At 59.8% G+C, this 12,839-nt stretch carries 13 protein-coding genes; 3 read left to right on the forward strand and 10 right to left on the reverse strand.

What is annotated here, in order from left to right; genetic code table 11:
- Nucleotides 1–37: 37 nt before the first annotated feature.
- On the forward strand, nt 38–913 hold the full coding sequence (locus ACR0IP_RS04430; protein WP_170689398.1) for a tryptophan 2,3-dioxygenase: 876 nt from the start codon (nt 38–40) through the stop codon (nt 911–913).
- Nucleotides 913–1,752 (forward strand): alpha/beta hydrolase, encoded by an 840-nt coding sequence (locus tag ACR0IP_RS04435; protein WP_480524065.1) that lies wholly within the window; start codon nt 913–915, stop codon nt 1,750–1,752. The genes ACR0IP_RS04430 and ACR0IP_RS04435 overlap by 1 nt, the downstream gene beginning before the upstream one ends.
- 28 nt (nt 1,753–1,780) lie before the next feature.
- Here the strand turns inward: ACR0IP_RS04435 and ACR0IP_RS04440 are convergent, their stop codons facing one another.
- From ACR0IP_RS04440 to pip, 7 genes are all read right to left on the reverse strand, one after another.
- Nucleotides 1,781–2,545 (reverse strand): caspase family protein, encoded by a 765-nt coding sequence (locus ACR0IP_RS04440; RefSeq protein ID WP_480524067.1) that lies wholly within the window; start codon nt 2,543–2,545, stop codon nt 1,781–1,783.
- A 260-nt stretch (nt 2,546–2,805) separates the two neighbouring features.
- On the reverse strand, nt 2,806–5,280 hold the full coding sequence (gene infB, locus ACR0IP_RS04445; RefSeq protein ID WP_170379973.1) for a translation initiation factor IF-2: 2,475 nt from the start codon (nt 5,278–5,280) through the stop codon (nt 2,806–2,808).
- A gap of 8 nt (nt 5,281–5,288) precedes the next feature.
- Nucleotides 5,289–5,912, reverse strand: a complete 624-nt coding sequence (locus tag ACR0IP_RS04450; protein ID WP_170380130.1) for an RNA-binding protein — start codon at nt 5,910–5,912, stop codon at nt 5,289–5,291.
- Nucleotides 5,913–5,935: 23 nt separating this feature from the next.
- Entirely contained in the window at nt 5,936–7,546 is a 1,611-nt protein-coding gene (nusA, locus tag ACR0IP_RS04455) for a transcription termination factor NusA (RefSeq protein WP_170379972.1), read from the reverse strand.
- Nucleotides 7,546–8,136, reverse strand: a complete 591-nt coding sequence (gene rimP, locus ACR0IP_RS04460) for a ribosome maturation factor RimP (protein ID WP_170379971.1) — start codon at nt 8,134–8,136, stop codon at nt 7,546–7,548. Before rimP ends, nusA begins: the two co-directional genes overlap by 1 nt.
- Nucleotides 8,137–8,295: 159 nt before the next feature.
- On the reverse strand, nt 8,296–9,114 hold the full coding sequence (locus tag ACR0IP_RS04465; protein WP_170764914.1) for an ABC transporter substrate-binding protein: 819 nt from the start codon (nt 9,112–9,114) through the stop codon (nt 8,296–8,298).
- Entirely contained in the window at nt 9,111–10,088 is a 978-nt protein-coding gene (pip, locus tag ACR0IP_RS04470) for a prolyl aminopeptidase (RefSeq protein WP_170550297.1), read from the reverse strand. The genes ACR0IP_RS04465 and pip overlap by 4 nt, the downstream gene beginning before the upstream one ends.
- A 49-nt stretch (nt 10,089–10,137) precedes the next feature.
- Between pip and ubiG the strand changes: the two genes are divergently transcribed.
- Nucleotides 10,138–10,884, forward strand: coding sequence for a bifunctional 2-polyprenyl-6-hydroxyphenol methylase/3-demethylubiquinol 3-O-methyltransferase UbiG (gene ubiG / locus ACR0IP_RS04475; protein ID WP_170689404.1), 747 nt, complete (start codon nt 10,138–10,140; stop codon nt 10,882–10,884).
- A 397-nt stretch (nt 10,885–11,281) separates the two neighbouring features.
- Here ubiG and ACR0IP_RS04480 read toward each other — a convergent pair whose 3' ends face one another.
- Genes ACR0IP_RS04480 through grxC form a run of 3 tightly spaced genes read right to left on the reverse strand, consistent with a single transcriptional unit; the run spans nt 11,282 to nt 12,824 of the window.
- Nucleotides 11,282–11,722 (reverse strand): MarR family winged helix-turn-helix transcriptional regulator, encoded by a 441-nt coding sequence (locus tag ACR0IP_RS04480; RefSeq protein WP_170379967.1) that lies wholly within the window; start codon nt 11,720–11,722, stop codon nt 11,282–11,284.
- Nucleotides 11,723–11,736: 14 nt separating this feature from the next.
- On the reverse strand, nt 11,737–12,567 hold the full coding sequence (locus tag ACR0IP_RS04485) for a carbon-nitrogen hydrolase family protein (protein WP_170379966.1): 831 nt from the start codon (nt 12,565–12,567) through the stop codon (nt 11,737–11,739).
- The gene (grxC, locus tag ACR0IP_RS04490; RefSeq protein ID WP_170379965.1) at nt 12,567–12,824 is read right to left on the reverse strand and encodes a glutaredoxin 3; all 258 of its coding nucleotides are present in this window, start codon (nt 12,822–12,824) and stop codon (nt 12,567–12,569) included. Before grxC ends, ACR0IP_RS04485 begins: the two co-directional genes overlap by 1 nt.
- Nucleotides 12,825–12,839 lie beyond the last annotated feature (15 nt).

Raw genomic sequence — 12,839 nt, forward strand, 5'->3', positions numbered from 1 at the left:
TTACACATCGGGGAACCTCAGGCGTTTGGAGGAGCAAATGAGCGACACTGACAGGTATCTGGAACGCGGGATCGAAGACTCGCTGGTCACCGATTTCACCGAAACCCATCGCAAAAGCTATGGCGATTTTCTGCAACTCAAGACCCTGCTGAACCTGCAGAAGACATTTCAGGACCCCGCCCAGCCCGACGAGATGTTGTTTATCATCATCCATCAAGTCAGCGAGTTGTGGCTGAAGCTGATGCACCACCAACTGGTCGAGGTGCGCCGCTTCCTGCAACAGGACGAGTTTGGTCCGGCGATGAAAAACCTCGACCGCATCAAAGCCATCCAACATCAGCTGATCGCGGCCTGGGAAACTCTGCTGACCATGACGCCTGCCGACTACATGACCTTCCGCAACGCTTTGGGCAGTTCCTCCGGGTTCCAAAGCTATGGCTACCGCCAGATTGAGTTCATTCTGGGCAACAAGGACCCCTCGACACTGAAGGTTCACGCCCATGATCCCGAAGTAATGGAGATACTGAACGCAGCCCTTACCAAGCCGTCTCTCTATGACGAGGTGCTGCACATGCTGGCCCGCCAAGGCTTCGACGTGCCGCAGGACCTGCTGGAGAGAGACTATGCGCAGCCCTACTCCGGCGATCCTCGGGTGGTGAAAATCTGGGTTCAGGTCTTTCGCGACACCGAAAAACACTGGGAGCTTTATGCGCTGGCAGAGAAGCTGATGGATGTGGAATGCCTGTTCCAACGGTGGCGGTTCGATCACGCAACCGCCGTTGAACGTGTTATCGGGATGCAGCCGGGAACAGGAGGCTCCAGCGGCGTCGGCTTTTTACGCAAAGCATTGGAATTGCGCTTCTTCCACGATTTGTATGATATGCGCACAGAACTGATCTATGCGGGGGACTGATGCTGTATCGCGGGTTTTCACAGGCTGAACTGGAACAGGAATATTCGCCGAGATCAATGATCGGCGGTGATCTGACGCCTTACATTGCAAGCTATAGCGCCCTCAGTGCGCAAGCGAGGGCCAGTCTGACGGTTCAGGAAAATCTGACCTATGGCGGAGGCCCGGCACAGGTTCTGGATTACTTCCCAGCCGCCGGAGCAGGCGCGCCGCTGCATGTCTTTATCCATGGCGGCTATTGGCAGGCCCTCAGCCAGCGCGAGTCCGCCATGATGGCACCGGCGCTGATTGAAGCGGGTCAGGCTTTTGCGACACTGAACTACACTCTGGCCCCTGATGCCCGCATCGCGGACATGATCGAGGAGTGCCGTGATGCGTTGCTCTGGTTGGCGACGCAGGCTGAGTCGCTGGGGTTTGACCGCAGCAGAATAACTTTGTCAGGGCACAGCGCCGGGGCGCAATTGGCTAGCATGGTTATGGCGCAATCTGCGAACGCTCTGGCCCGCGCCGGGTTGCGGGTGCGAGATGTGATCCTGATCAGCGGGGTCTACGATCTGGAACCGATCAGCCTGACCTCGGTCAACGACCCGCTGCAACTGACACCGGTTGAGGTCAATGACCTGTCCCCCATACGTCACGTACCACTACCCGGACCGCGCTACCACGTGACCGTGGCCGAGAGGGACACACCGGAATTCATCCGCCAAAGCCGCGACTACGCCGAGCACCTGCGAAAGGCCGGACACTCTGTCAGCTTCGATCTGAAAAAGGGGATGCAGCATTTCGACATCATCATGCATCCCGGGACGTTCACAGCTTCAAAGCAGTCGGGAACGTCCTAGCCTTCGCGATGCACGGGGCTGGCCTCTGTCAATTCAAACTCGGGTCCTTGATGCCAATCCGTATGTTCAGGGATGACCGGGCCCAAGGGGATTGCACTCCGTCCGTTTCGCCAATCACATCCGTGCGCACCTTATCAAACATCTGCTCAAGGGTGAGACCTCGGGTTCCGATCGCACGCGCAATGGCTGCTGTGTAGGGGCTGTTGGCTCCGGTCCCGTCCAAAGCGACGTCGCCGGGTCCGGTGGCATAGGCGATCAGGTTGTTGGTTCGAGCCGTCATACGCGCAAGCCCGTCGCCGACATCCAGTGCACCGTCCGTTTCACTACCAAAAGGATTGTCGCGGCAAGCGTCCAGAATCATGACGCTGACTGCCTGAGGCGTGTGAATGCGATCCAGAACCCACTCGGCCGGGACAGCCTGGTCCGCAATATCGGCCTCGGACTGAATGTTCACACCCAGCGGAAGAAGGTAGTTGAACTCATCACTGCGCACGCCGTGCCCGGCAAAATAGAACACTGCAAGGGCCTCGGACCCCGCTGCACGCACGGTGCTGGCAAAAGCTTCAACCTCCTGCTCCATCTCAGCGCGGCTTGCATCCGTCAGAGTCGTGACCGTAAATCCCGCACCGCGCAGCTCTTCGCTCATCAAGCGCGCGTCGTTCACAGGGTTGTCGAGGGCGGGGACACTTGTGTACCCAGCGTTTCCGATCACGAGGGCGAACCGCTCATGCGCCAATGCGGGCCCGGCGATCAGGGTAATGACAAAGCAAAGTGCTAAAAAAATACGCGTCAATTCTATCTCCAAATCCTGTCGAACGAGAAAAGCAGGTCTCTTCGTTTGGCCCTTAAGTGCTGCGGGTCCGTTCATTCCCGACCAACAGTAAATCAAGACCGGGCCTCGAAAGTCCATATACGAACTTGTTACAGCCCCCTGCATAGCTTGAATGTAACGAGGAACACGTTGAACCAAAAAATAGACGTAGATCGCGATGTGCCAAAAAAAACAGCGGCCCAAGTCGAGCCGCTGTTTTCAAACTTACTTGCAGAACCGGATTAATCCAGCGTGCGGGTGACTTCTTCGCGCTCGAAGATTTCGATCACGTCGCCTGCGCGGATATCGTCGTAGTTCTCGAACGCCATACCGCATTCCTGACCCGACTGAACCTCGGCCACTTCGTCCTTGAAGCGCTTCAGCGTCTTCAGCGTGCCTTCGTGGATCACCACGTTGTCGCGCAGCAGACGGACGCCTGCGGAGCGGCGGGCAACGCCTTCGGTGACCAGACAGCCAGCAACTTTGCCCACACCAGTGACCTTGAAGACTTCGCGGATCTCGGCGTAACCGATGAACTTCTCGCGGATTTCTGCGCTCAGCAGGCCGGAAGCGGCCGCTTTCACGTCATCCACGAGGTCATAAATCACCGAGTAATAGCGGATCTCGACACCTTTCTGGTTCGCAGTGTTCCGCGCCGATGCGTTGGCACGGACGTTGAACCCGAAGATCGGTGCACCAGAGGCTTCTGCCAGACCGACATCCGTCTCGGTGATCGCACCCACGCCCGAGTGTAGAACGCGCACGCGCACTTCGTCGTTGCCGATCTTTTCCATCGCCTGAACGATGGCTTCGGCCGAACCTTGTACGTCCGCTTTCATCAGAATCGGCAGCTCGGTGACGTTTTCGTCTTCCTTGGCCTTCTGCATCAGCTGCTCAAGGGTGGTCGCGGCACCGGCGGCGGCGCGTTTGTCCTTGGCGGCTTGCTCGCGGTAGGCAGCAATCTCACGCGCCTGCGCTTCGGTCTCGGTCACGTTCAGAACGTCACCGGCCTCGGGCGTACCGTTGAGACCCAGAACCTCAACCGGAACCGAGGGGCCGGCTTCCTTGACGCGGTCGCCCTTGTCGTTGATCAGCGCACGGACCTTACCGTATTGCTCACCCACAACGAAGATATCGCCTTGACGCAGCGTGCCGTTCTGAACCAGAACGGTGGCCACAGGGCCGCGACCCACATCCAGCTGCGCTTCGATCACGGCACCTTGGGCGGCGCGGTCGGGGTTGGCTTTCAGCTCCAGAATTTCGGCCTGCAGCGCGATGGCTTCCAGCAGTTCATCCAGACCCTGACCGGTGATGGCAGAGACTTCGACGTCCTGAACCTCACCCGACATTTTCTCGACGATCACTTCATGCTGCAGCAGATCGGTCCGCACCTTGTCCGGGTTTGCATCGGGCTTGTCGACCTTGTTGATCGCCACGATCATCGGCACTCCGGCCGCTTTGGCGTGGTTGATCGCCTCGATCGTCTGCGGCATCACGGCGTCATCAGCCGCAACAACCAGAACCACGATATCCGTGACCTGAGCACCGCGCGAACGCATCGACGTAAACGCCGCGTGGCCCGGAGTATCCAGGAAGGTCAGCGTGGTACCGCCATCGGTTTTCACCTGATAGGCGCCGATATGCTGGGTGATGCCACCGGCCTCACCTGCCACAACGCGCGCGTCGCGGATTGCATCCAGCAGCGAGGTTTTACCGTGGTCAACGTGACCCATGATGGTGATGACCGGCGGACGTGGCTGCAGATCATCTTCGCTGTCTTCGACCTCTTTGATGACGTCTTCAACATCCGAATCGGAGACACGCGTGACCTTGTGGCCAAACTCTTCGATGATCAGTTCCGCAGTGTCAGCGTCGATGGTCTGGTTCTGAGTGACCATCATGCCCATCTGCATCAGCGATTTGACAACATCAGCCACACGCTCGGCCATACGGTTGGCAAGCTCAGAGACCATGATGGCCTCGGGCAGCTGAACGTCACGAATGACCTTTTCGCGTTCGACCGAACCGCCCATGGCTTTCTGACGCGCACGCTCTTGCTTACGCTTCATCGCGGCCATCGAACGTTGGCGGTTGCCTTCGCCACCGGTGGCCTGACCCAGTGTCAGCTTGCCCGAACGGCGGTTGTCGTCACGGCCTTTGCCACGACCACGCTGTTCACGCTCACGATCCTGCTTGCGTGGAGCAGCTGCTGGCGCAGGCTTGCTGGCCGGGCTACGGGCCGCTTTGGGCTCTTCCGGGGCCGGGGCGGCAGCAGCGCGTTTGGCAGCTTCTTCCGCCTCTTGGCGCTTACGCTCTTCTTCTTCGGCCTTGGCGCGGGCTTTCTCTTCGGCCTCACGCTGTTCGCGTTCCTTGGCCTCTTGTTCCGCACGGCGACGGGCGCGTTCTTCTTCACGCGCCTTTTCAGCTGCCTCACGGGCGGCGGCCTCTTCGACCTCGCGCGCTTTGGCGGCCTGCAATGCCTTCATCCGGCGGGCCATTTCCGCGTCGGAGATCCCGGCAGGACGGCGCGACGGATCACCCGAGGGCGTTGCTCCGCCACCCGGCTTTCCGGCACCCGGCTTGGGGACCACCACGCGTTTGCGTTTGGTTTCCACCACGACATTCTTGGTGCGTCCGTGGCTGAAACTCTGTTTCACATTTCCGGGGCGTGCCCCGCCACGAAGACCCAATGTCTTTTTGCCGTCATTATCGCTCATAAAGCTTCTTACCCTTCCGCGCGGCCCCTGCCGCCGTCATCCGTTTCGCGCAAGCCACGCAGGCGCTGCGCTTCCTCTACAACACGTTTGGCGAGTCCGCCAGAGGCCAGCGCCGCATGAATCACGGTTTGGCGCCCAAATGCCGCCCCTAACTCGTCCGCCGTGAGCCATCCGATGTATTTTCCGAAGTGCGGCGTGCTGAGTTTCGACTTGCCGCGCCCCGATCCATCGCTGGCCTGAATCAGTACCTGAGCCTCTTCCCGGTCCAGCCACGTTTTGACCTTTTCGTATCCGGCGACCGCATCGCCGGACTTACGCGCCAGGCTGAGAAGCTCAACCACACGGCGCGCGACTTGTTTTTCGACCTCATCGGCCAGGTCCGCTTGGGCCGAAACCTGCGACTTGAACCCGCGCGAGAACAGCTTTTTGCTGACCGCCTTGTCCAAGGCTGCGCGATCTGCCGCCACATAGACCCCACGACCCGGCAATTTCGCCGCGACATCGGGATAGACCTGACCATCCGGCCCCGACACAAAGCGGATCAACCCGTATTTGGGCTGAACTTCGCCCGTGGCGATGCACTTGCGCTCAGGTCCGTCGGACCGATCCTTATGGACGCCACCGCGACCCATCTCAGCCACCCGAGGCCCTGAGATCAGGCCTCGGCCTCCTCTTCGGCATCAACGTCTTCTTCTGCCTGCTCCAGCTCGGCCGGATCAACCCAGCCCAACATGATACGAGCAGTCATGACCAGATCCTGCGCCTCTTCCAGCGTTACGCCGAACGGCTCAAGCACACCGTCATCCTTGATACGCTCACCATCGACCGTGGTCCAGCCACCGGCCAGTTCCCAGTCAGCACAGGTTGCGAAGTCTTCCAAAGTCTTCACATCATCCTTGGCCAGCGCTTCTACCATCTGGGGTGTCAGGCCTTCGAATTCAATAAGGCTGTCCTCGGCACCCAGAGCGCGCGCGGCATCCAATGCTGCTTTGGCCTGCGCCTCAAGGAAATCGCGGGCACGGGCCTGCAGTTCCTGCGCGGTGCCTTCGTCAACGCCGTCGATGACCAGCAGTTCGTCCAGCTCAACATAGGCAACCTCTTCGAGGTTGGTGAAGCCTTCTGAAACCAGCAGCTGCGCAAAGAACTCGTCCAAATCCAGGCTGTCCATGAACAGCTGGGTGCGGGCTTCGAATTCTTTTTGACGACGCGCCGACTCCTCGGCTTCGGTCATGATGTCGATGTCCAGGTTGGTCAGCTGGCTGGCCAGACGCACGTTCTGACCTCGGCGACCGATGGCGAGCGACAGCTGTTCTTCAGGAACAACAACTTCGATCTTGCCTGCTTCTTCGTCCAGAACCACCTTGGAAACCTCGGCAGGCTGCAGCGCGTTCACCAGGAAAGTCGGCTGATCTTCGTTCCACGGAATGATGTCGATCTTTTCGCCCTGCAGCTCGTTCACAACGGCCTGCACGCGGCTACCGCGCATACCAACGCAGGCACCGACGGGGTCGATCGAGCCGTCATACGAGATCACAGCAATCTTGGCGCGCGAGCCGGGGTCACGGGCCACGGCCTTGACCTCAATGATGCCGTCATAGATTTCCGGCACTTCCATTTTGAATAGCTCGGCCATGAATTCCGGCGCGGTGCGCGACAGGAAAATCTGGTGGCCACGAACCTCGCGGCGAACTTCTTTGATGTAAGCACGCACACGGTCATTCGGGCGATAGCTTTCGCGGCCGATCTTGTCATTGCGGCGCAGAACGGCCTCGGCACCGCCCAGATCGACGATGACGTTGCCGAATTCTTCACGCTTGACCGCACCGTTGATGATAGTGCCCGCACGATCCTTGAATTCTTCGTACTGACGGTCACGCTCGGCTTCGCGGACCTTCTGCAGGATCACCTGCTTGGCGGACTGAGCCGCGATACGGCCCATTTCAACCGGCGGAACCTCTTCAACGAACACGTCGCCAACCTCAGGCGATTCCATGTACTGACGCGCCTGCTCGACGGTCATCTCCGCCTGGTAGTTTTCCAGTTCCTCTTCCTCGACCACGGTGCGGACGCGGGTAAAGGTCGCCTTGCCGGTCTTGCGGTCGATCGACACGCGGATGTCCATTTCGGCGCCGTAACGGCTCTTGGCGGCACGGGCGAGCGATTCTTCCATCGCTTCGACAACCAGACCGGGGTCGATCATCTTTTCGCGGGCCACGGCCTCGGCGGTCTGCAGCAGCTCCAGCTGGTTGGCTGAGGTGATTGCCATCAGTTCGTCTCCTCTTCGGACCCTTCGGTCTCAATCTCGTCGAAAGCGTTTTCGTTCAGGGCACCGGCGTCTTTGCGCTGGCGCAGCATTTCCTTGATCAGGTCATCGGTCAGGACCAGCTTGGCGTCGCTCAGCCAGTCGAATTGCAGACCGATAGTGATCGTCTCAGACCCCTCGGGGATGTTGATCAGAACCTCATCCCCTTCGATCCCGGCCAATTCACCCTTGAATCGGCGGCGACCGTCGATCAGCTCGGCAGTTTCGATCTTGGCCTCATACCCTTCGAAATTCTCAAAGTCCTTGAGACGGGTCAGAGGGCGGTCAATACCGGGGCTCGAGACCTCTAGCGTATAGGCGTCAAGGATCGGGTCCTCGACATCCAGCGTGGCGCTGACGGCGTTTGAAATCTCAGCGCAGTCATCCACTTCGATACCGCCATCGGGCTTGTCGGCCATGATCTGCAGCGTGGTTTGCTTGCCGCTCATCAAACGGACGCGGACGAGTTCATACCCCAGATCCTCGATCACGGGGGTGATGATCTCGGCCAGTCGCCGGTCAATGGCCGCTTTGGCTATCAGGTCGTTTGTCATCAGGTTCTCTACCCTTCGATCGGGCACAAAAAAACGGGCGCGCGGCCCGTCGAATTTTCCGGTGGAGCCTTGGACCAGAAGTCCAACGCGCCGCTGTTGCAACTGCATATACGCAGGAGTTCCCGAGTCTGCAACCCCCGGCGCAATTCGTGATCGGATTTACGCCAACCACCACCGTTCAGCGATGCGACCATCATCCAGCGTCGCTTTGCCGATCTGCCGCGGCATCCCGACCTGAGCCGCCACAGCCAGCGCCATATCCGATTCGCTAGGGTAGTAGCGCAGCCCCCGTTGGGACTTAAGTTCGCCCCTTTCGGGCAGGGCGGCAATGTCCACATACCCGTCGCGCAAAGCTTCGGCCCGAACACGCGCATCGGGGATCACGATGATTTCGACCGTATCGACCCAACCGGCCTGCCCGTCCTTGTAGTGCCCGGCAACTTTGCGGCCCAGGAAATGACGCCCATCCTCGGCCCGCTCGACCCGGTAGCATCCGGTCCCGTTGGCCGCATGCAAAGGCGTAACCGACTGCCCATCGCGCGTTACGACAAAACGGCTATCAGCCAGCAGGAAAGGAAGACCGGGATTGGCCTCGGCCAGTTCCAGCCGCACGAGATCAGCGGCCAGGGCTTCGGCCTGCCCAAGTTCGGCCAGCACGGCCACAACATCATCGGCGTGCAGCGCCGTTCCATCGTGGAACGAGACGTCTTGGCGCAGATCAAACCGCCAGACACGCGCATTGTCTTCGGTCTGCCACCCTGTCGCCAACTCCCCACGCAATGTGCCATCCGGTGCGATCTCGCTCAGGGTATCGAACACGGCCCCACGGGCCAGCTGGTCCAAACTGCCATCGCGCGGAACTGCCAGCCGCAGCGCGCCACCTTTCTTCGGAGTATCGGCCAGCGACGCCCCCGTGGCTGCCAGCAACGCAGCGGCGGCACCCGAGGCAAACAGGGCACGACGGTCCATCCGGGTCATGCGGCCCCCTCGGCCACACGGTCCATGATGCGGACCAGCTCAGCACTTATTCCGGGTTCCGACAGGGCGTGGCCTGCATGGCGAACCATCTTCAGTTCTACATTGGGCCAACGCTCGGCCAAAGACCAAGCCGCCTGAGGCGGGCAGATCATGTCATAGCGCCCCTGCACGATATGTCCGGGGATATGCGCGATGCGAACCATCTGATCCAGAATCTGCCCGTCCTTCTGTAGAAAGGCACTGTTGGTGAAATAGTGATTCTCGAGCCGCGCAAAGGCCCGCGCATATTCACCGGGGCTTTCACCGGTCGATCCGTTGGAATGGATCGACGCCAGGGCGTTCTCCCACGCCGACCAAGCGCGCCCATATAGGACTTCGGTCGCCCGGTCGCCCGAGAATAGGCGTTTGTTGTAGGCCGCAATCGTGTCCGACAGCTCTTCCTCGGACAGCAGGGCGGTGAATTTTGCCCACTGCTCGGGCCAGAACTTGCCCGCGCCGCCGCCGTAGAACCAATCCAGCTCGGCCTGCGTCGCAAGAAAAACCCCGCGCAGGACTAGACGGCTGACGCGATCCGGATGCGCCTGCGCATAGATCAACGCCAGAGTCGCGCCCCAGCTACCGCCAAACACGGTCCATTCGTCAATATCCAACAGCGACCGCAGCCGCTCGATGTCCTCAACCAGATGCCACGTCGTGTTGTCTTCGACCGAAGCATGAGGCCGCGATTTCCCGCATCCGCGCTGATCAAACAGAATCACCCGGAAGACACGTGGATCAAAGTACCGCCGCATCGCAGGGCTGCAGCCACCGCCCGGCCCCCCATGCAGCACAACCACCGGCACCCCGTCGGGATTGCCACTTTGCTCCATATAAATCTGGTGCCCATCGCCCACACTGACCAACCGCTGATCAAAAGGATCGATCGGCGGGTAGAGATATTGCACTGCGCGCTTTTGGTCCGGGTACTTGTCCATTATGGCCCTATATAGTCCTTAAGACGTAAAAGAGCATACGGAGACAGGAATGCAAGCGCATCCGAACACGGTCGACCCATCCGAGATCGCTAAATTCGAGGCGATGGCAGCGGAATGGTGGGACCCGCATGGGAAATTCAAACCTCTGCACATGCTGAATCCGTGCCGACTGGACTATATCACACAGCAAATTGCGGGTGAGTTTGACCGCGACCTGACCGCGCCTATGCCGTTCGAGGGCCTGCGCCTTCTGGATATCGGCTGCGGCGGAGGGCTACTGAGTGAGCCCATGGCTCGCCTTGGGGCCGAGGTCGTGGGGGCCGACGCCGCTGCAGGCAACCTGCCCGTCGCGCGCATCCATGCCGAGCAATCCGGGCTTGAGATCGACTACCGCCACACCACCGCCGAGGACATGGCCGCCGCGGGAGAGCAATTCGACGTGGTGCTGAACATGGAAGTGGTCGAACACGTCGCCGACCCGCTTAGCTACCTGACCGCCACGCAACAATTGCTGAAACCCGGCGGGCTCGAGATTTGCTCGACCATCAACCGCAACCCGAAATCCTATGCCATGGCCATCTTCGGAGCCGAGGTCGTCATGCGCTGGCTGCCACGCGGCACACATGAGTGGAACAAGTTCATCACCCCCGATGAGCTTTTCGACCTGCTGCGCCAAGCCGGGCTGGAGCCAGTTGACCGCAAGGGGTTCGTGTTCAATCCAATCCTGTGGAGCTGGTCGATCTCAGACCGCGACCTCAGTGTGAATTATGTGACGGCGAGTGTGAAACCAGGGTAGATTCAGCACAAATATGCGACCGATCAGCAACTGGACAATTGGGTGGTTCCTTCCGCTCTATGATCGAAATCCGCTTGTAGGAAGCGTGTTGGGCTTAGCGTGCATATTTTTTGCGCTCATTGCGATTGGTGTGTTCATGCTTGCGATCAAAGAGAACGCCGGAACTCCGATTCCGACAACCGGGCTGGTATAGGCGCCTATTGTCATCATGCTGTTGAAACCTTTGTCGATGGTCATATGCCTAGCGTGCGAATTCCTATGACGGAATTTTGGCGTAAATTCTCTTCTGAGAGTTAAAGGTTGCCCCATTCGCGGAAGATATGAACCTGCAGACTTGAGCAAGGTCCTCTCGCGCCCTAAAGAATCCATCACTGGTGCAGAGTAGCATTTCTCACCGCTACTCCCCCTCCAACTGCAACCGCAAATCCCTCAATACGGGCAGCGTGCTGCGGACGCGCTCCAACCCCAGCTCTCCAACCACGCGGTTGATCAGCGGGGCAATCGAGGAAATCGCCTGATCGCGCGCGCGGCGGCCAGCGGGGCTGATCGCGACCATCTTGCGGCGGGCGTCGTCCCAGTCTGGGCGGATGTGGATGTACCCGGCCCATTCCAGCTTGGCCAAAGTGTTGGTCATCGCCCCTCGGGTCACATGGAAGGTGCTGGCGAGTTGCGCGGGCGTCCGTTCTCCTCCGGCATAGGCCAGATGGTTCAGCACCGAGAAGTGTGAGATTTCCATGCCCTTGGGCAGCACCCGGCTCAGCCGGTTGCGCAATAGCTGGTCGGCGGTCAGGATCTCGCTGAAAAGCGTGACCGCAAGGGCATTGGTGTCGTCTGTCATGGTCCGGTTCTGGTTCAGGGGCCGTCAAAAGCCCGCACATGGGTCAATGAGGGCACGCGACGGCGCGCCTCGGACACAGAACTATCATTCAATTCGAAAAAGTGAATGCCCGGATCGGTCCCTGCGTCGATCAGAACCTCTCCCCAAGGGGCGACGACCATGCTGTGACCGTGAGTGTGGCGGGTTTTGCCCCGCGTTTTGGAATGCGTGCCGGTTTGCGCGGGGGCCAGAACCCAGCAGCCGGTCTCAATCGCGCGGGCGCGCAATAGCGATTCCCAATGCGCGGCCCCTGTGACAGGCGAAAACGCCGCCGGAACCGTCAAAATCCGCGCCCCGGCTTGCGCCAGCGCAGCATGCAGATGCGGAAATCGGATATCATAGCAGATGGTCAGGCCGATCTTGCCGAACTCCGTCTCGGCGATGACGGCCTTGTCACCGGGGCGGTAATTGGCCGATTCGCGGAAAGTCTCGGTCTCGGTCACTTGCACATCGAACATGTGGATTTTGTCATAGCGCGCCACGATCTGACCTTTGGGGTCGATCATGAAGCACCGGTTGGCAAAGCGGCCATCCGCATCATGGGTCTTGATCCCCAACGAGCCGATCAGCAGCCACACACCCAGCTCGGCCGCCTGCGCCCGCAAACCGGCCAGCGTGGTGTCGTCTTCCTCATGCTGCAACACCTCGCGCTGCCGGGTGGTGCTGTTAGACACGCAATTCGTGACCTCGGGGGTCAGGATGAACTGCGCGCCCTGCTCGGCGGCCTCGGCCATCATGGCGCGCACCATTTGCAGATTCGCAGCCGGATCGTCCGACGAGGTGATTTGCAGCAGAGCAGTCTTCATCACGCCGCCAGAAGACGGTCCAGCTTGCCCTGACGATCGAGCTCATAGAGGTCATCACAGCCGCCCACGTGATCGGGGCCGATGAATATCTGAGGCACAGTGCGTTTGCCGCCGGCACGTTTTATCATCTCGGGCTTGCGCTTGGGGTGCATCAGCACATCGATTTCCTTGAACTCGACCCCCTTTTGCTTCAGCAGGCGCTTGGCCGCGTGGCAGAAGCCGCACAGAGGCGATGTGTAGATTTCAACAGGTTTCATAAATCCGTCCCTTCG

It is taken from the genome of Ruegeria sp. AL11, from assembly GCF_056540865.1.

Coding starts and splice junctions, on each gene's coding strand:
- ACR0IP_RS04435 (WP_480524065.1), top strand. CDS start 913: ATGCTGTATCGCGGGTTTTCACAGGCTGAACTGGAACAGGAATATTCG.
- ACR0IP_RS04450 (WP_170380130.1), bottom strand. CDS start 5,912: ATGGGTCGCGGTGGCGTCCATAAGGATCGGTCCGACGGACCTGAGCGC.
- pip (WP_170550297.1), bottom strand. CDS start 10,088: ATGGACAAGTACCCGGACCAAAAGCGCGCAGTGCAATATCTCTACCCG.
- ubiG (WP_170689404.1), top strand. CDS start 10,138: ATGCAAGCGCATCCGAACACGGTCGACCCATCCGAGATCGCTAAATTC.
- ACR0IP_RS04480 (WP_170379967.1), bottom strand. CDS start 11,722: ATGACAGACGACACCAATGCCCTTGCGGTCACGCTTTTCAGCGAGATC.
- ACR0IP_RS04430 (WP_170689398.1), top strand. CDS start 38: ATGAGCGACACTGACAGGTATCTGGAACGCGGGATCGAAGACTCGCTG.
- grxC (WP_170379965.1), bottom strand. CDS start 12,824: ATGAAACCTGTTGAAATCTACACATCGCCTCTGTGCGGCTTCTGCCAC.
- rimP (WP_170379971.1), bottom strand. CDS start 8,136: ATGACAAACGACCTGATAGCCAAAGCGGCCATTGACCGGCGACTGGCC.
- infB (WP_170379973.1), bottom strand. CDS start 5,280: ATGAGCGATAATGACGGCAAAAAGACATTGGGTCTTCGTGGCGGGGCA.
- ACR0IP_RS04485 (WP_170379966.1), bottom strand. CDS start 12,567: ATGAAGACTGCTCTGCTGCAAATCACCTCGTCGGACGATCCGGCTGCG.
- ACR0IP_RS04465 (WP_170764914.1), bottom strand. CDS start 9,114: ATGACCCGGATGGACCGTCGTGCCCTGTTTGCCTCGGGTGCCGCCGCT.
- nusA (WP_170379972.1), bottom strand. CDS start 7,546: ATGGCAATCACCTCAGCCAACCAGCTGGAGCTGCTGCAGACCGCCGAG.